This window comes from Dactylosporangium sp. NPDC005572 (assembly GCF_040605515.1).
In the GTDB taxonomy this organism is placed as follows: Bacteria; Actinomycetota; Actinomycetes; order Mycobacteriales; family Micromonosporaceae; genus Dactylosporangium.
In genome coordinates, this window is the sequence record NZ_JBEXCY010000238.1 from 1 (window position 1) to 16579 (window position 16579).

Sequence of the window (16579 nt, forward strand, 5' to 3'; positions counted from 1 at the left end):
CGCGGCGGCGGCGTGCCGGCGGCCTGCCCGGCGGTGCCGCGGTCCGGCTGGGCGTACGCGAGGCCCGCGAGCGCCAGCGCCGTCAGGGTCGCCGCCCCGGTCACCGCGGTCACGCGGCGGCGGTGGGTGGCCCGCGCGTGGCGGTACACGTCCTCCGCATGCAGGCGCGACGGGGGCGTCTCGTCGCCGGCGTACCCCCGCAGCATCTCCTCGATCATCGTGTGCTCCTCGACAGTTGCGGGGCCAGGCTGCGGCGCAGCGCGGCCAGCCCGGTGGCGGTGCGGCTCTTGATGGTTCCCTCGGAACGGCCCAGCAGCCTGGCGACCTCTGCGACCGGCAGGTCGCACAGGAACCGCAGGACGACGACGATCCGCTGCCGCTCGGGCAGCCGGTGCAGCGCCGCGCGGATCGCCAGCCGGTCGTCGACCGTCTCGCTGTCCCCGTTGACCGGCCGGTCGGGCGCACTGCCCCGCAGCAGGACCGCGGACCAGGGCCGCCGCCGGTCGGCGAGGCAGGCGTGGACGACCATGGTGTGGACGTACGCGTCGAGGTTGTCGACCTCCGCCATCCGCGGCCACCGCCGGTAGAGCACGGTCAGCGCGTTCTGCACGGCGTCGTCGGCACGATGCGCGTCGCCGAGCACGAGGCAGGCGACATGATGCAGCCGCGGTATCCGTGACCGGACATACTCGATGTAGTCGTGCTCCTGTTCGGCAAGCAATGACCTGCTCCCTCGGTCGTCGTTCCTCACCCAAGTCGATGCCGGCACCGCAGCGCCCGGTTCAAAACTCGCGCACCGTAGCCCACCAGGGGGCCGGGTCTTTGCCGCGGCGTCACGCCGGCGTGCGGGTGCGGGCGAGCATGCCGGCGGCGGCGACCAGGCAGGCGCCGCCGATGGCCGCGAGCACGGGCGGATAGGCGCCGGTAGTGTGCTGCAGGGCGGCGGCGCCAAGCGGGGCGCCGGCCTTGGCGAGGGTGACGGGTGCGGCGAGGGTGCCGGCGATGCTGGCGTAGGCGGTCGTGCCGTACCGCTCCGCGAGCAGTGCCGGGGTGGCGAGGCTGGCGACGCCGAACCCGAGGCCGAACGCGACGACGCCGGCGACCGCCCCGGCACGGGTGCCGGCGGCGAGCGGCAGCAGGAACGCGGCCGCGCCCTGGGTGGCGAACACGGCGGCGACCACCCTGGTCAGCCGCAGGCGGCGCTGGGCGCCGGTGAGCAGCAGGCGGCCGGTGACGGACAGGACGCCGAGCAGGCCGGCAACGGTGGCGGCGAACGTGGCCGGGTGCCCGGCGCTGGTGAGGAACCCGACGAGGTGGACGGTCATGGCGCTCATCGCGGCGCCGTGCGCGACGAACGCGACGGCGAGGCCGCCGCGGCGCCGGCGTGCAGGTCCGTGGCGATCGGGTGGAGCAGGACGGCGAAGGCGTAGTACAGGGTGCCGTAGCCGACGGTCTGGGTGACGGCGAACGCGGCGACGATCCGCCAGCCGTGGAACACCGGCCGCCGGCCGCGGACGTGCTGGTCCGCAGCCGGCGGCGTCGTGGTGGTCATCAGCCGCAGCAGGCGCCGCCGGCCTGCTCCCCGCCACTGGTGCTGGTGACGGGGAGCAGGGTGAGCGGCGCGGACAGCAGGCCGCGCCCGGCTTCGACGGTGACGGTGGCGGCGATCGTGGTGTCGCCGACGACGGGGTTGCTGTTGCACACGCCGGTCTCGGGCAGGTCGAGCTGGACGTCGCGGGCGGCGGCCCAGTCCCCGGCGAGGGCGGCGACGACGGAGCGGGCCTGCTCGTAGCCGGTGGCGAGCAGGAACGTCGGGGCGCGCCCGTAGCTCTTGACGCCGACGGCGTAGTACCCCGGTTCGGGGTGGGACAGCTCGTCGACGCCGTGTGGCGGGACGGTGCCGCAGGAGTGCTCGTTGGGGTCGATGAGCGGGGCGAGGGCGCGGGTGGAGCCGAGGATCGGGTCGAGGTCCAGCCGCAGTTCGGCGGTGATGGCGTGGTCCGGGCGGAACCCGGTCGCCGACACGATCCGGTCCACGACGAGCTCCCGGACACCGTCGGACACCGTCACCCGGCCGTCGGCGGCGCTGGTGAGTGCCTGGACCGGGAACCCGGTGACGAGCTCGATGACGCCGGCCTCGACCTGCTCCCGCAGCCGGGTGCCGAGCGCGCCCCGGGCGGGCAGGGCGTCGGCGGCCTCGCCGCCGAAGGTCCGCGCCGCGTTGCCCGCGCGGATCGCCCACACCACGCTGGTGCCCGGCACCTGCGCGGCGAGTTCGGCGAGGGACAGCAGCGTGTTCGCTGCCGAGTGCCCGGCGCCGACGACCAGCGTCCGCCGGCCGGCGAACCGCGCCCGGTCGGTGCCGAGCACGTCGGGCAGGGCGTGCTCGACGAATCCGGCCGAGGCGTGTTCGCCGCGGGCCGGGATGCCGGAGGCGCCGAGGACGTTCGGGGTGGTCCACGTCCCGGAGGCGTCGACGACGGCCTTGGCGATCATGTCGGTACCGTCGGCGAGGCGCACGAGCAACGGGGCGCGCTCCCGGCCGGCGGTGCGCAGCCGGTCGACGCCGAGCCGCGCGACGGCCTCGACCCGGGCTCCGTAGCGGACGTGCGGCTTGAGGGCCGGCAGGTCGGCCAGGGGCTGCAGGTAGTCCGCGGCGAGCCGGCCGCCGGTCGGCAGGATCTCCGGGTCCGGCTCGACCCACCCCGCGTCGATGAGGAGACGGCGGGCGGCGGTGTCGATGTTGTACCGCCAGGGCGAGAACAGCCGGACGTGCCCCCACTGGCGCACGGCCGCGGCGGGCCCGTCGCCGGCCTCGAGGACGGTGAACGGCAGGCCGCGCTCGGCGAGGTGCGCGGCGGCGGCCAGCCCGACGGGGCCGGCGCCGATGACGACGACGGGAAGCTCGGTGCTCATCGCGGAAGTCCTTCCATTGTCTTGATATTCGTCGAGTCAGGTGGCCGGGGCGGCGGCGACGAGCAACCCGGTCGCCACGACCAGCCGCGCGACGGCGACCAGCGTGGACGTCTCGACCCGGTCCGGCGTGTCGGCCGGGCTGTGGTAGCCGGCCATCCCGGCGCCGATCCCGGCCGCCGCGAGCCCCGCGGCGGCGTACCGCCGGTTGTCGGAGGCCACCGGTCCCGCCACGAGCGGCAGCCCGGTGTGCCGGCCGGCCTGGTCGAGCGCGGCGAGCAGGCCGTGCGCCGGGCCGCCCGCCTCGACGGCGGCGGCGGTGTTGAGGTGCCCGGCCCCATCGACGTTGACGACGAGCGGTGCGGCGCCGGTCGCGCGCAGTTGGGCGGCGTGGTGGGCGGAGCCGAGGGCGCCGGCCTCCTCCCCGTCGAGCAGCGCGATGCCGAGCCCGATCCCGTCGGGGAGGGTCTCGGCCAGCACCCGGCCGGCCTCGAGGACGACGGCCACGCCGCTGCCGTTGTCCGCCGCGGCCGGCTGGCGCAGCCCCGGATGGTCGCCGACGCCGTCGTAGTGCGCGGTCAGCAGCAGCTCCGGCCCGCCGGTGCCGGCCCGCCACCGGGCGTGGAGGTTGGCCGCGGGCACGTCGAGCCGGCGGATCGGTGCGTTGCCGGCCAGCCAGCCGGCACCGGCCTGCGCGGCGGCGTGCACGGCGCGGTGGGTCGCGGTGTCGAGGGTGAGGATCGGCAGCGGGCCGGGGTTCGGCCCGGCGAGCATCGTGTACTGCCAGCCGTCGGCGTCCACGCCCCGGCCGAGGAGCAGGCCGAGCGCGCCCTGGGCGTGGCCGTAGGCGTCGAACAGCGTCATCCCGGCGGGCACGAGGACCCACCGGCCGGAGGGGTCGCCCGCCCCCGCGACGGCGAGGCCGCCCCGGCGGACCAGCGGCCGGTCGGCGGAGGCGAGATGCACGGCCACGTCCCGCCCGAACCGCAGTGCCCCGCCTGACGCCCCGCCCGACCAGGACACCGTCGGCACGGCGTACACCTCGGGCACGTGCGGCACGGTGAACGGCTCCAGCGTCACGGCCGCGCCGGCGTCGTCGAGGTGCCGGGCCAGCCAGGCGCGGGCCGCGGCCCCGCCGGCGCTGCCGACCCGCCGGCCCGCGAACGCCTCCCCGGCGAGGGTCGCGACGGTCGCCGCCATCCGCTCACCGGCGACTCGGCCGAGCGCCACCTGGAGGCGGTCGGTGAGCGTCGGGGTGCTCATCCGCAGCAGCCCTGACCCGCGGCGACCGCGCCTGCCTCGGCCCTGCTGCCGCAGCAGGAGTCCTCCGCGGTGGTGCCGCAGCACGGGGCGCCCGCCGTGGCCGGCTCGGGCAGGGTGAGGGTGGCGGTGGGCGGGTTGCCGCAACAGCCGCCCGCCCCCGCGACGTGCAGTGCGGCGGCCGGGTCGCCGGCGAACCCGCCGGGGGTCTCGTCGCTCATGATGCGTCCTTTCGTCGGTGCCGGCGGCCGGTCAGCGCGGGCCGGTGAGGGTCGTGAGGTGGGTGCGGGTGCGCTCGATGCGGGCGTGGGCCCGCTGGTCGGCGGTGGTGACCTCGGCGCAGCCGTCGCAGAACCGGACCCGGTCCGGTGTGCCGGCGCGGCGTCTGATGCGGAACATGTCGGTCTCCTCGAACCAGACAAAGCGTCTGTCTTGACGTTTGTCTAATCAACGGTTGCACGCTGATTCGAGATCTGTCAACCTAGAGGCATGTCGAATCAGCCGGCGGTGCTCACCCTCACCGACCTCAACGCCGCCGAGCCCTGCTGCACCCCCATCGCGGAGCAGCGCATCCCCGCCGAGACCGCCGCGGTGCTCGCGCCGGCGTTCAAGGCGCTCGGCGATCCGGTCCGGCTCCAGCTCATGTCGATGATCGCCTCCGCGAACGGCGGGGAGATCTGCGTCTGCGACCTCACCCCGGCGTTCGAGCTCTCCGGCCCGACGATCTCCCACCACCTGAAGACCCTGCGTGAGGCGGGTCTCGTCGACGCCGACCGCCGCGGCACCTGGGTCTACTACCGGGCCCGCCCGGCCGTGCTGCGCCAGCTCGCCGCCCTGCTGGCGGTGGAGGCGGCGGCCTGAGTGCCCGCTTGACGATCCGGAGATGGCTCAGCAATCATTGAGTCAATGAGTGCCGATCTTTCCTCGCTGCAGGCGCGGGCCCGGGTGCACGCCGCGCTCGGCGATCCCGCCCGCCTCGCCATCGTCGACACCCTCACCCTGGGCGACGCCTCGCCCGGCGAGATCGGGCACGACCTGGGGCTGCCGACCAACCTCGTCGCCCACCACGTCAAGGTGCTGCAGGACGCCGGCCTGGTGACCCGGACCCGCTCGGAGGGCGACCGCCGCCGCACCTATCTGCGGCTCGTCCCGGAGGTACTGGCATCACTCGCGCCACCACCCCTGGACCGCGCCGACCGCGTGGTGTTCGTCTGCACCCACAACTCGGCCCGCTCCCAGTTGGCCGCCGCGCTGTGGCGTGACCGCACCGGCGGTGCCGTCGCCTCCGCGGGCACGCACCCCGCCGCCCGCGTCCACCCCCGCGCGGTCAACGTCGCGCACCGCCACGGCCTCACTCTCGAGCCGGCCGGCACCGCGCACGTCACCGACGTCGTCCACGACGGCGACCTCGTCATCGCCGTGTGTGACAACGCCCACGAGGACCTCGCCGGCCCCGGCGCACCGGTGCGGCCGCGGCTGCACTGGTCGGTGCCGGACCCGGCCCGCGTCGACACCGACGCCGCGTTCGAGGCCGCCTATGCCGAGCTCGCCGGCCGTGTCGACCGCCTGGCCCCCGCGGTCGTCCCGGCCTGAGGCCCGGACCCCGCACCCCTGCGGCGGCGCCTGCCGGTAGGCAATCCAGGAAGGTTGGCGTAAAGTTGTCAATCCCTACCGGGTAACAAGGATTTCCGGCCGTGTCGACGATTGGGACGAGCACCGTGACGGACCTCAACGAGGCGGCCGGGCCGCATGGGCGATTCGCGCAGGGACTCGGCCGGCCCCGTCGCTGCCGGCCCGACCGCCCGCTGATCGCCGCCCGCCCGGCGGGTGAGCGCCGTGGCTGACCCGCTCGACCTGGTCCACCTGCGGACGCTGGTGGCCATCGCCGACTGCGGCGGGTTCCACCGGGCCGCGGCCGCCCTGCGGGTGAGCCAGTCCACCGTGAGCCAGCACGTCCGGCTGCTGGAGCGGCGGCTCAAGGAGCCGCTGGTGGAGAAGGCCGGCCGAGGCGTGCGGCTCACGGTCCACGGCGAGGCGCTGCTGGTCGAGGCGCGGCGGATCCTGGCGGTGCACGACGAGTCGCTGCGCCGGCTGGAGGTCGTGGCGGAGCGGGTGATCGTGGTCGGGTGCACCGAGCATGCGGCCGACCGGATGCTGCCGCAGCTGCTGGCTGCGATGCGGCACGGGTTCCCGGGGCGGACCGTGCGCTTCAGGATCGACCGCTCGACGCAGCTGGCGCAGGCCGTCGTGCGCGGCGCCCTGGACCTCGCCGTCGTGCTGGCCGGATCCGAACCGCTCGGCACGCCGGTCACGCAGCTGCCGCTGCACTGGTACTCCGCCGCGCAGTTCACGCCGCCGGCCGCCGGTGACGCCTGGCCCGTCGTGGCGTTCGAGGAGCCGTGCGGGCTGCGGCAGCGGGCGTTGCAGGCCCTGGAGGTGGACGGGCGGACGGCCACCATCATCGCCGAGTCGACCAGCCTCGACGGCGTGGTCGCGGCGGTCCGGGCCGGCCTCGGGGTGGCGCTGCTGCCCAGTACCGGGCGGACGCCCACCGGTCTGGTCGTGCGGCGGGAGCTGCCGGAGGTGGGCACGATCGGGCTGCATCTCGCCGCCCGCCGGGGCATCGACCCCGAGCTCGAGCGCCTGGCCGGCGAGGTGAGCCGCGAGTTCTTCGCGTCCCGCGCCGATCTGCGCAGCGTCGCCTGACCGCACCGATCGGAGCTGCCGATCGGTGCCGTGCGGCAATCCCGGTTGGATGTATTCCCATCGGTTAAATAGGCTTTAGGTGCGGCCGGCCGTACCGAGCGCCGGGCCGTCCGCCTACCGAGGAGTGCGACCCATGCCGGTCGAGTTCATCAGCGCCATCAACGTCAACGCCAGCAACGAGGTCAACGGGCGCGGCGACCCGGCGCTGGACGTCGATTACCTGCGCCGCTACGCCCGCGTGCTGGAGGACGGCGGCTTCGACTACACCCTGGTGCCGTACAACTCCACCTTCCACGACCCGTTCGCCGTGGCCGCCGCGCTGACCCAGTTCACCGAGCGGCTCAAGCCGATCATCGCGCTGCGACCCAACACGATCTACCCGACCGTCGCCGCCAAGTCGCTGGCCACCATCGACCAGCTGTCCGGCGGCCGGGCCGTCGTGCACTTCATCGCCGGCGGCAGCGATGCCGAGCAGGCCCGGGAGGGCGACCGGCTGGGCAAGACGGAGCGGTACGAGCGCGAGGAGGAGTACATCCGGATCCTGCGCAAGGTCTGGTCGTCGACCGTGCCGTTCGACCACGCCGGGAGGTACTACTCCTTCGAGGACTTCGTCTCGGTGGTGCGTCCGGCGCACGGCAGCATCCCGGTCTCCGTCGGCGGGTCGTCCGACGAGGCGTACCGCGTGGGCGGCGCCCTGGGCGACATCTTCGGCCTGTGGGGCGAGCCGCTGGCCGACACCAGGCAGCAGATCGACCGGGTGACCGCCGAGGCCCGGCGGGCCGGCCGCACGGACACCCCGCGCATCTGGGTCACGTTCCGCCCGATCGTCGCCGCGACCGACGCGCTGGCCTGGGACAAGGCGCACCGGATCCTGGAGATCCTGCAGGGCCGCGGCGGCGCCGGGCTGTGGTCGACCAAGCAGCGGTGGAGCGGTACCGGCGGCCCGGCGAACGTCGGGTCGCAGCGGCTGCTGGAGATCGCCTCCCGCAAGGACCTGCACGACCGGGCCCTGTGGACCCCGACGGCGACGGCGACCGGCGCGGCCGGTGCCTCGACCGCGCTGGTCGGCAGCTACGAGACGGTCGCCGCGGCGATCCTCGACTACGTCGACCTCGGCGCCGACCTGATCTCGATCCGCGGCTACGACAACCTCAACGACGCCATCGACTACGGCCGGTACATCATCCCGCTCGTCCGCCAGGAGCTGGCCCACCGCGCCGAGACCGGCCGCCGCGGCCAGGTCGTCGCCCAGCCGCCGCTCGCCGACGTGGTGACCGCGCGGGGAGCCGCCACGTGAGCCGCTACGTCGTGATCGGCGGCGGTGCCGTCGGCGGGCTCCTCGCCGCGCAGCTGGAGCTGGCCGGCATCGCCACGGTCCTGGTCGCCCGGGGCGCCCACCTCGCCGCGATCCGGGCCGACGGGCTGCGCATCCGGCGCCCGCACGGCGACGACGTGGTCCGGCTGGCGACCGCCGGCGGCCCGGACGAGGTGCGGCTGTCCACCGAGGACGTGCTCGTGCTGGCGACCAAGGCCCAGGACGCCGGGGCCGCGCTCACCGCCTGGGCCTGGCGGCCCGTCCACGACGGCGCCGGCGCGGCCGTCGGCCTCGGCGCCGACCTGCCCGTCCTCACCGTCCAGAACGGGATCGGCACCGAGGAGGAGGCGCTGCGCCGGTTCGCCCGCGTCTACGGCGTCACGGTCGGCGTGGCCGCGAGCTACCTGGTCCCCGGCGAGGTGGTCAGCCCGTCGTACCCGACGGTGGGCATCGCCTGGCTCGGCCGCTACCCCGACCAGGCCGGCGACCCGGACCAGGAGCGCTTCGCCCGGGACCTGACCGCGGCCGGGTTCGGCGTGCACAGCGTTCCCGACATCTCCGCGTGGAAGGCCCGCAAGCTGCTGGGCAACGTCCGCAACGGCCTCGACCTGTTCGACGGTACCGAGGAGGAGAAGGCCCGCGCGGGTGCCCTGCTCGTCGCGGAGGCCGAGGCGGCGTACGCGGCTGCCGGCATCACGCCGGCCGGCGGCGCCGATGCCGTGCGCGCGGGCATCACCCTGACCTTCGGCACCGTCCCTGGTCACGTGTCGGGCCGGCTGTCGACCTGGCAGAGCTTCGCCCGCGGCACGTCCAGCGAGGTCGACCACCTCAACGGCGAGATCGTCCGGCTCGGGCGCCGCCACGGCGTGGCGACGCCGGTGAACGAGCGGCTGCAGCGCCTGCTCGGTGCACAGGCCGCGGCCGGCCTGCCGCCGGGCGTGAACCGGGTCAGTGACCTGCTGGTTGTGACGGCCGACGCCCGTGCCTGACCCGGCCGTACTGTTCACCGACCGCTCCGGCTTCCCGCCCGACGGCCCGCCGCGGGCCGTCGTGCGGGCCCGGACCGTCGCCGACGTCCAGCGCACCCTCGCCGAGGCCGGCCGGACCGGCACGCCGGTCGTCACCCGCGGGGCCGGCACCGGCCTGGCCGGCGGCGCCGTGACCGGTCGCGGCGCGATCGTGCTCGACGTGTCGGGCCTCGACCGCATCCTCGGCATCGACCCGGTCGACGGGATCGCCCGCGTCGAGCCCGGCGTGATCACCGCCGACCTGGACCGTGCGGCCGCCGAGCACGGCCTGATGTACGCGCCGGACCCGGGCAGCGTGGCGATCTCCACCGTGGGCGGCAACATCGCCACCAACGCCGGCGGCCTGCGCGGCGCCAAGTACGGCGTCACCCGCGACAGCGTCCTGGCCCTGGACGTCGTGCTCGCCGACGGCACGCTGCTGCACCTCGGCCACGACACCGTCAAGGGCGTCGTCGGGCTCGACCTCGTCGGCCTGGTCGTCGGCTCCGAGGGCACGCTCGCCGTGGTCGTCGGGGCCACCCTGCGGCTGCTGCCGCGACCGGCCCGGGTGGCGACCGCCGTGGCGTACTTCGCCTCGGTGACCGCCGCCGCGGACGCCTCGATCGCCCTGAGCGCCGCCGGCCTGCGCCCGGCGGTGCTCGAGCTGGTCGACGGCCGGACCCTGGCCGCCATCGACGACCTGCGCGGCACCGGCCACGCCGGGCGGGGCGCGGCGCTGCTGCTGGTGCAGACCGACGGGTACGGCGCGGGAGAGGAGATCGAGGCGGTCGCCGCGGTGCTCGCCCGCACCGCGCTCACCGTCGAGACCACGCTGGACCCCGCCACCGCGGCGGCGCTGTCCGCCGCGCGCCGCGACGCGCTGCCTGCCATCGAGGCGAAGGGCCGGGTGCTCATCGAGGACATCGCCGTGCCCCGGTCCCGGCTCGCCGAGGCGATCGACGGCGTCCACGCGATCGCGGCCGCCACCGGCACCGACGTGTTCGTGTTTGCCCACGCCGGCGACGGGAACCTCCACCCGATCATCCTGGTCGACACCGAAGCGGCCGCGCAGCAGGCGGCCGACGACATCTTCGCGCTGGCGCTGGCGCTGGGCGGCACGGTCAGCGCCGAGCACGGTGTCGGCCTGCTCAAGCGCGCCTGGCTGGAGCGCGAGCTCGGCGCGGACGCGCTGGCCCTGCAACGGCGCATCAAACAGCTCTTCGACCCAGCCGGCATTCTCAACCCCGGAAAGGCCCTCTGACACATGACCAAGGCACCCGTCCTCGTGACCGTCGCCGAGCTCGCCGAGCGCATCCTGCCCGCGTCGCCCGGCGGCGTCCGGCTGCTCGACGTGCGCTGGCGCCTCGGCGACCCGGCCGGTCACGAGCACTACCTGGCCGGCCACCTTCCCGGCGCGGTCTACGCCGACCTCGACGCCGAGCTGGCCGCCCCGGCCGCCGAGGGGCTCGGCCGCCACCCGCTGCCGGACGTCGCCGACCTGCAGGCTGCCGCGCGGCGCTGGGGCATCCGCGCCGGCGACACGGTCGTCGCCTACGACGACAACGGCAACCTCGCCGCCGCCCGGGCCTGGTGGCTGCTGCGCTGGGCCGGCGTCGCCGACGTCCGCCTGCTCGACGGCGGCCTGGCCGCGTGGCGGGCGGCCGGTCACCCGGTCGTGACCGGTGAGGAGACGGCGGAGCCCGGCGACGTCGTGCTCGTCGCCGGCGCGCTGCCGTCGACGGACCCGGACGGCGCCGCCCGCATCGTCGCCGACGGTGGCGTGCTGCTGGACGCGCGGGCGGCCGAGCGCTACCGCGGCGAGCCGAACGCCATCGACCCGCGCCCGGGCCACATCCCCGGGGCGCTCAGCGCGCCGACGACCGAGAACCTCACCGCGGACGGGACGTTCCGCGACCCGGCCGAGCTGGCCGAGCGCTTCGCCGCGCTGGGGGTCACGCCGGGCCGCCCGGTCGGCGTGTACTGCGGATCCGGGGTCACCGCCGCACACGAGATCGCCGCGCTGCAGCTGGCCGGCATCGAGGACGTCGTGCTGTACCCAGGGTCGTGGTCGCAGTGGGCGACGCTGCCGGACCGGCCGGTCGTCGCCGGCGCCGAGCCCTACCCGCCGGCGCCGCTGGTCTCGGCGGAGGAGGCCGGTCGGCGGGTGGCCGGCGGGGCGGTCCTCGTCGACGTGCGCAGCGCGCCCCGCCGCGCCGCCGACGGTGAGATCCCGGGGGCGGTCATCGCCGACCGGCGGCGGCTGGCGGCCGAGTTCGGCCTGGACTCCCCGCTGCGGCACGCGCCGGTCACGTCCCTGGCGACCCCGATCGTGGTGGTGTGCGGGTCGGTCAACGGCTCCGGCCCGGTCGCCGCGGAGCTGGCCGGTCGTGGCTTCACCGACGTCGTGCACGTCGACGGGGGATTCGCCGCCTGGGCCGAGGCGGGTCTGCCGGTGACCGCGCCGGTGGCGGGCTGAACGGCGCTCCACCGCACCGTCGGCCGGTTGCGCACCGCCCCGTCAGGCGGCGTGCAGCCGGCCGAACGTGCTCTGGTGGAACACCAGCGGCGCGACGCCGCGGTCGGCGTCGAGCGCGTGCACGCGCAGCAGGACGATGTCGTGGTCGCCGGCCGGGATCTCGCGCTCGATGCCGCAGTCCAACCAGGCGCAGGCGCCATCGAGCAGGATCTCGCCGTTGCGGGTCGCCCGCCAGGTCACGCCGGCGAAGCGGTCGCCGCCACGGGTGCCGAGCTGGCGCCCCAGGTGCTCCTGATGCTCGGCGAGGACGCTGACGCCCAGCCGTCCGGCGTGGCGCAGCACCCGCCAGGTGTTCGACGCCCGGGCGACGCAGATCGACGCCAGTGGCGGGTCGAGCGACACCGAGGTGAACGAGCTCGCGGCGAGCCCGACGGGCAGGCCGTCGACCAGCGCCGCCACGGCCGTCACGCCGCAGGGAAAGGCGCCGAAGACCCGGCGCAGCTCGGCGGGGTCGAGTACCGGGCCCATGCCCATGTCGGTGGCCTGCCTTCCCGTCCGGCGACACCTCTGCTTTTCCTATCAGATCAATAGGTCTTGGCAAGGCCCCGACCGATCGCGAATCGCGGTCGGTGCCGACCTCGATTCCGCATTGGACATCGGGCCTATTTCCTATCACTCTGATAGGCATAATAGGAGATGTGCCCGGCGGCACGCTCTGGAGCAGAGAGGACCCCGCATGAGCGGCGTGCCCCCCTTCGACCCGGTCATCCCGGCGACCGCGGCACCGACGGCCGAGTTCATCAGCCTGTCGCACCTGAACCCGTCGACGGAGCTGAACCCCGTCCCGAGCCGCGGCATCGACCTGCCGTTCTTCCGCCGCTACGTGCGCGCGCTGGAGGAGGGCGGCTACGACTACACGCTGCTGCCCTACGGGTCCGGCGGGGCCGACTCGTTCGTCGTGGCCAGCGCGGTCGGCCAGCTGACCGAACGGATCAGGCCGATCGTCGCACTGCGGCCCAACACCACGTTCCCGACCGTCGCCGCGCAGAAGCTCGCCACGCTCGACCAGCTCACCGAGGGCCGGGCCGTGGTCCACCTCATCTCCGGCAGCAACGACGCGGAGCAGGCGCGGCAGGGCGACTACCTGCCGAAGGAGCGGCGCTACGCGCGCACGTCGGAGTACATCGACCTCCTGCGCCGCTCGTGGACCGAACCGGCGCCGTTCAGCCACGACGGCGAGTTCTACCGCTTCGACGGCTTCGGCCCGGGCTTCGCCCCCCACGGCGGCCCGATCCCCATCTCGATCGGCGGCCAGTCCGACGAGGCGTTCGCCGTCGGCGGCGCCAAGGCCGACATCTTCAGCTTCTGGGGCGAACCGCTCGCCGAGCTGCGCGGCGAGATCGACCGGGTCCACGCGATCGCCCGGGCGGCCGGGCGGACCACGCTGCCGCGGATCTGGGTGACCTTCCGCCCGATCATCGCCCAGACCGACGAACTGGCCTGGGCGAAGGCCCAGCGGTACGTGGCCCGGGTCGCCGAGACGTTCCGGCAGGCGGCCGCGGCGCAGCGGCACGGCACACCGCAGAACGTCGGCTCGCAGCGGGCCCTCACCTTCGCCGCGCGCGCCGAACTGTACGACCGGGCGCTGTGGACCCGCACCGCCGCCGTCACCAACGCCGCGGGCGCCTCGACGGCCCTGGTCGGCTCGCCCGAGACGGTGGCCGCGGCGATCCTGGACTACATCGACCACGGGGCGTCGCTGGTGTCGATCCGCGGTTACGACACCCTCACCGACGCCGTCGACTACGGCCGCTCCGTACTGCCCCTGGTCCGGCAGGAGCTCGCCCACCGCGCCGCGACCGGCCGGCGCGGCGCCCTGCAGGCCGACCACCCCGGCAACTACGCGCCGGAGTACGCGCGCTACGCCGAGGCGGCCCGGCCGTGACCACCGTCGACACTCCCGCGCCGGCGCACCCGGACACCTTCGCCGCGCCCGACCTGTCCGACGCGGCGCTGGCCGGCGTCACCGCGCAGATCGCGGCGAGCGCGGCGGAGTACGACCGCACCGCCGCCCTGCCGTGGCCCGGCCTCGAGGCGGCGCACCGCGCCGGGCTGCTCACGGCGGCCGTCGGCCGGCAATACGGCGGCCCGGGCGCCGGCCCGCGCGACATCGCCCGCATCCTCACCGCTCTCGGCGAGGGCGACGCCTCGGTCGGGCTGCTCGCCGCGAACCTGCTGCTGACCCACGCCGGTCAGGCCGCGCGCCCGAGCTGGCCGGCCGCCGCCTACGACGACCTGCTGCGCCGCTCGCAGCACGGCCCGGCCCTGGTGAACGCGGTCCGCGCCGAGCCCGAGCTCGGCGCCCCGGCCCGCGGCGGGCTGCCGCGCACGACCGCGACCCGCACCGCCGACGGCTGGGTGCTCAACGGCCGCAAGGCGTACGCCACCGGCGGCGCGGGCCTGGCCTACCACGTCGTCTGGGCGGTCGCCGACGAGCCCGACGGCGACCCGCAGCGGCCCCGCGTCGGCCACGTCATCGTCCCCGGCGACCTTCCCGGCATCACCTGGATCGACACCTGGGACCACCTCGGGCTGCGCGCGTCGAACACACACGACGTGGTTTACACCGACGTGCAGGTCCCGGCCGACGCGTTCGCCGAGATCCCGCGCGGGCCCGACGGGGTCTACCGCGACCCGGCCGCGGCGGCCGGACCGGGCAGCTTCGGCCACCCCGCCCTCTACATCGGCGTGGCCCGGGCCGCCCGGGCGGCGTTCGCCGCGTTCGCCCGCGAGCGGGTGCCGTCCGCGCTGGGCCGGCCGATCGCCCAGACCGAGCGCATCCAGTCCGTCGCCGGCGAGATCGACCTGCAGGTCGTGCAGGCCGAGACGCTGCTGCACGGCGCGCTGCTGCGCATCGAGGCCGGCGACCCGTCGATCCTGCCCGAACTGTCCGCCGTCAAGGTGGCCATCGCCCGCTCGGTGATCGCCGCGACCCAGACGGCCGTGAGCGCGCTGGGCAACCCCGGCCTCTCCCGGCACCACCCGCTGGAGCGGCACCTGCGCGACGCGCTCTGCATTCGAGTCCACCCGCCGCAGGAGGACACCGTCCTGCTCGCGAGCGGCCGCCGGATCCTCGGCGTCTGACCCCGGCAACCCCGAGAAGGAATCCTCCATGCAGAAACTTCGACTCCTCACCACCGGCGCCGCGCTGCTCGCCCTCGCCGGGTGCGGCGGCGGGGCCGCCCCGGCCGGCGGCGGCGACGGCGGCGCGCCCAAGAGCGGCGGAACGCTGAAGGTCTCCTACTTCCCGGACAACCCGACGTTCTCCTGCATCGACCCGTTCCAGGTGTACTGGATCGAGAGCCGGTCGATCATCCGCAACTTCGCCGACTCGCTCACCGACCAGGACCCCAAGACCGGCGAGATCGTGCCCTGGCTCGCGACGAGCTGGCAGATCAGCCCGGACGGGCTCACCTACACCTTCAAGCTGCGCGACGGCGTCACCTTCAGCAACGGCAAGCCCGTCGACGCCCAGGCCGTGGCCGACAACGCGGCGGGCTGGATCGCCACCGTGAAGGCGACCAACGGCGCCGCCTTCGGCGCCTCCTACGTGCAGGGCCTCACCGGGGCGAAGGTCGTCGACCCGAAGACGGTCGAGCTCCAACTCAGCAAGCCGAACTCCTCGTTCCTGCAGGCGACGTCGACCACCAACCTGGCGATCACCGACCCATCCGAGTACCAGCTGACGCCGGCCGAGCGCTGCACGGGCAAGGGCGTCGTCGGCTCCGGGCAGTTCGTGCTCGACCACTACACGGCCAAGGTCGAGACGGTGCTCACCAGGCGCGCCGGCTACCGGTGGGCGTCGTCGCTGTCGAAGAACCAGGGCGAGGCGTACCTCGACAAGGTCGTCTTCAACTACATCGCCGAGGACAGCGTCCGCACCGGCAACCTGACCAGCGGCGCCATCGACATCGCCTGGCCCCGCAACCCGTTCACGCCCCAGGACGAGCAGCTCATCCAGCGCACCGGGAACACGGTCGAGCAGCGGTCGCTGCCCGGCGTGTCGTACACCCTGTTCGCCAACACCGCCGACGGTCACGTCCTCGGCGACGCCCAGGTGCGCAAGGCGTTGAACAAGGCCATCGACCGCAAGACCTACGCCACGACGGTGTTCGGCGCGACCTACCCCGTGGTCCAGGGCGGGTTCAACTCGACCACGCCGTTCTACCGGCCGCAGGCCGACAAGCTCGGCTACGACCCGGACGGCGCCCAGCGCGCCCTCGACGCGGCCGGCTGGATCGTCGGCAAGGACGGCTTCCGGTACAAGGACGGCAAGCAGTTGCTCATCGACTACCCGACCACCCAGTTCAGCGCCGGTTCGGAGCTGCTGCAGGCGCAGCTGAAGAAGGTCGGCATCAACCTGAGCCTGCGGACCCTCACCACGGCCCAGCAGGCGACCTACCTGACCAACGGCGAGTACGACCTGACCGGCAACTACTTCACCCGCGCCGACCCGGGCGCGCTGCAGTTCATCCTCAACCCGGACGTCGCGAACTCCAAGGCGCTGGCCCGGCGCTCGGCGCCGCCGGAGGGCATCATTCGCATCCAGGACCTGTTCACGAAGGCCCTGCAGACCACCGACGCCGCGCAGACCAGGCAGGCCTACGCCGACCTGCAGGACTACCTCATCGACGAGGGCATCACGTTCCCGCTGTTCGAACGGGTCCAGAAGGCCGGCGTGAGCAGCCACGTGCACGGCTTCGCGTTCACCTCCGAGAGCTTCCTGAAGCTCAACGACGTCTGGAAGGACTGACCGGCGCCCGGGCCCGTCCGCCGCGGCGGACGGGCGACGACGTTGTAGACAGCCCAGGTCATCGCCTCGGCGGCAGTAACCGTGTCGTG

At 74.8% G+C, this 16579-nt stretch carries 19 protein-coding genes; 10 read left to right on the plus strand and 9 right to left on the minus strand.

What is annotated here, in order from left to right:
- The 8 genes from ABZS66_RS53060 to ABZS66_RS53095 all read right to left on the minus strand — a co-directional run.
- A partial coding sequence (locus ABZS66_RS53060; RefSeq protein WP_354771100.1) for a hypothetical protein occupies positions 1–218 on the minus strand: 218 nt, incomplete at its 3' end.
- On the minus strand, positions 215–721 hold the full coding sequence (locus ABZS66_RS53065; RefSeq protein WP_354771102.1) for a SigE family RNA polymerase sigma factor: 507 nt from the start codon (positions 719–721) through the stop codon (positions 215–217). The genes ABZS66_RS53065 and ABZS66_RS53060, both read right to left, overlap by 4 nt.
- A gap of 112 nt (positions 722–833) precedes the next feature.
- Positions 834–1334, minus strand: coding sequence for a hypothetical protein (locus ABZS66_RS53070; protein ID WP_354771104.1), 501 nt, complete (start codon positions 1332–1334; stop codon positions 834–836).
- Positions 1331–1552, minus strand: a complete 222-nt coding sequence (locus tag ABZS66_RS53075; RefSeq protein ID WP_354771106.1) for a hypothetical protein — start codon at positions 1550–1552, stop codon at positions 1331–1333. Before ABZS66_RS53075 ends, ABZS66_RS53070 begins: the two co-directional genes overlap by 4 nt.
- Entirely contained in the window at positions 1552–2916 is a 1365-nt protein-coding gene (locus ABZS66_RS53080) for an FAD-dependent oxidoreductase (protein ID WP_354771108.1), read from the minus strand. The genes ABZS66_RS53075 and ABZS66_RS53080 overlap by 1 nt, the downstream gene beginning before the upstream one ends.
- A 36-nt stretch (positions 2917–2952) precedes the next feature.
- Positions 2953–4176: a M28 family peptidase gene (locus ABZS66_RS53085; protein ID WP_354771110.1), complete on the minus strand. Its 1224-nt coding sequence runs from the start codon at positions 4174–4176 to the stop codon at positions 2953–2955.
- Positions 4173–4394, minus strand: a complete 222-nt coding sequence (locus ABZS66_RS53090) for a hypothetical protein (protein WP_354771112.1) — start codon at positions 4392–4394, stop codon at positions 4173–4175. The genes ABZS66_RS53085 and ABZS66_RS53090 overlap by 4 nt, the downstream gene beginning before the upstream one ends.
- 31 nt (positions 4395–4425) lie before the next feature.
- Positions 4426–4572 carry a hypothetical protein gene (locus ABZS66_RS53095; RefSeq protein WP_354771114.1) on the minus strand — a complete coding sequence of 49 codons (147 nt, stop codon included), beginning with the start codon at positions 4570–4572 and terminating at the stop codon, positions 4426–4428.
- A 90-nt stretch (positions 4573–4662) separates the two neighbouring features.
- On the opposite strand from ABZS66_RS53095, the gene ABZS66_RS53100 reads away from it, so the two are divergent.
- The 7 genes from ABZS66_RS53100 to ABZS66_RS53130 all read left to right on the plus strand — a co-directional run bounded on the left by ABZS66_RS53100 (position 4663) and on the right by ABZS66_RS53130 (position 11677).
- Entirely contained in the window at positions 4663–5034 is a 372-nt protein-coding gene (locus tag ABZS66_RS53100; RefSeq protein WP_354771116.1) for a metalloregulator ArsR/SmtB family transcription factor, read from the plus strand.
- A gap of 45 nt (positions 5035–5079) precedes the next feature.
- Positions 5080–5766: a helix-turn-helix domain-containing protein gene (locus ABZS66_RS53105; protein ID WP_354771118.1), complete on the plus strand. Its 687-nt coding sequence runs from the start codon at positions 5080–5082 to the stop codon at positions 5764–5766.
- A 243-nt stretch (positions 5767–6009) separates the two neighbouring features.
- Complete coding sequence (locus ABZS66_RS53110; protein WP_354771120.1) at positions 6010–6879, plus strand: LysR substrate-binding domain-containing protein; 870 nt, start codon at positions 6010–6012, stop codon at positions 6877–6879.
- Positions 6880–7012: 133 nt separating this feature from the next.
- Entirely contained in the window at positions 7013–8176 is a 1164-nt protein-coding gene (locus ABZS66_RS53115) for an LLM class flavin-dependent oxidoreductase (protein WP_354771122.1), read from the plus strand.
- Positions 8173–9183 carry a 2-dehydropantoate 2-reductase N-terminal domain-containing protein gene (locus tag ABZS66_RS53120; protein ID WP_354771124.1) on the plus strand — a complete coding sequence of 337 codons (1011 nt, stop codon included), beginning with the start codon at positions 8173–8175 and terminating at the stop codon, positions 9181–9183. Before ABZS66_RS53115 ends, ABZS66_RS53120 begins: the two co-directional genes overlap by 4 nt.
- Positions 9176–10462, plus strand: coding sequence for an FAD-linked oxidase C-terminal domain-containing protein (locus tag ABZS66_RS53125; RefSeq protein ID WP_354771126.1), 1287 nt, complete (start codon positions 9176–9178; stop codon positions 10460–10462). Before ABZS66_RS53120 ends, ABZS66_RS53125 begins: the two co-directional genes overlap by 8 nt.
- Positions 10463–10465: 3 nt before the next feature.
- Complete coding sequence (locus ABZS66_RS53130) at positions 10466–11677, plus strand: rhodanese-like domain-containing protein (RefSeq protein WP_354771128.1); 1212 nt, start codon at positions 10466–10468, stop codon at positions 11675–11677.
- A gap of 42 nt (positions 11678–11719) precedes the next feature.
- On the opposite strand, the gene ABZS66_RS53135 is transcribed toward ABZS66_RS53130, so the two are convergent.
- Positions 11720–12205: a flavin reductase family protein gene (locus tag ABZS66_RS53135; RefSeq protein ID WP_354771130.1), complete on the minus strand. Its 486-nt coding sequence runs from the start codon at positions 12203–12205 to the stop codon at positions 11720–11722.
- Positions 12206–12413: 208 nt separating this feature from the next.
- On the opposite strand from ABZS66_RS53135, the gene ABZS66_RS53140 reads away from it, so the two are divergent.
- From ABZS66_RS53140 to ABZS66_RS53150, 3 genes are read left to right on the plus strand one after another with little or no spacing between them, the layout of a single operon-like run.
- Positions 12414–13622, plus strand: coding sequence for an LLM class flavin-dependent oxidoreductase (locus tag ABZS66_RS53140; RefSeq protein WP_354771132.1), 1209 nt, complete (start codon positions 12414–12416; stop codon positions 13620–13622).
- The gene (locus tag ABZS66_RS53145; RefSeq protein WP_354771134.1) at positions 13619–14821 is read left to right on the plus strand and encodes an acyl-CoA dehydrogenase family protein; all 1203 of its coding nucleotides are present in this window, start codon (positions 13619–13621) and stop codon (positions 14819–14821) included. Before ABZS66_RS53140 ends, ABZS66_RS53145 begins: the two co-directional genes overlap by 4 nt.
- A 28-nt stretch (positions 14822–14849) precedes the next feature.
- Positions 14850–16490 carry an ABC transporter substrate-binding protein gene (locus tag ABZS66_RS53150; RefSeq protein ID WP_354771136.1) on the plus strand — a complete coding sequence of 547 codons (1641 nt, stop codon included), beginning with the start codon at positions 14850–14852 and terminating at the stop codon, positions 16488–16490.
- Positions 16491–16579 lie beyond the last annotated feature (89 nt).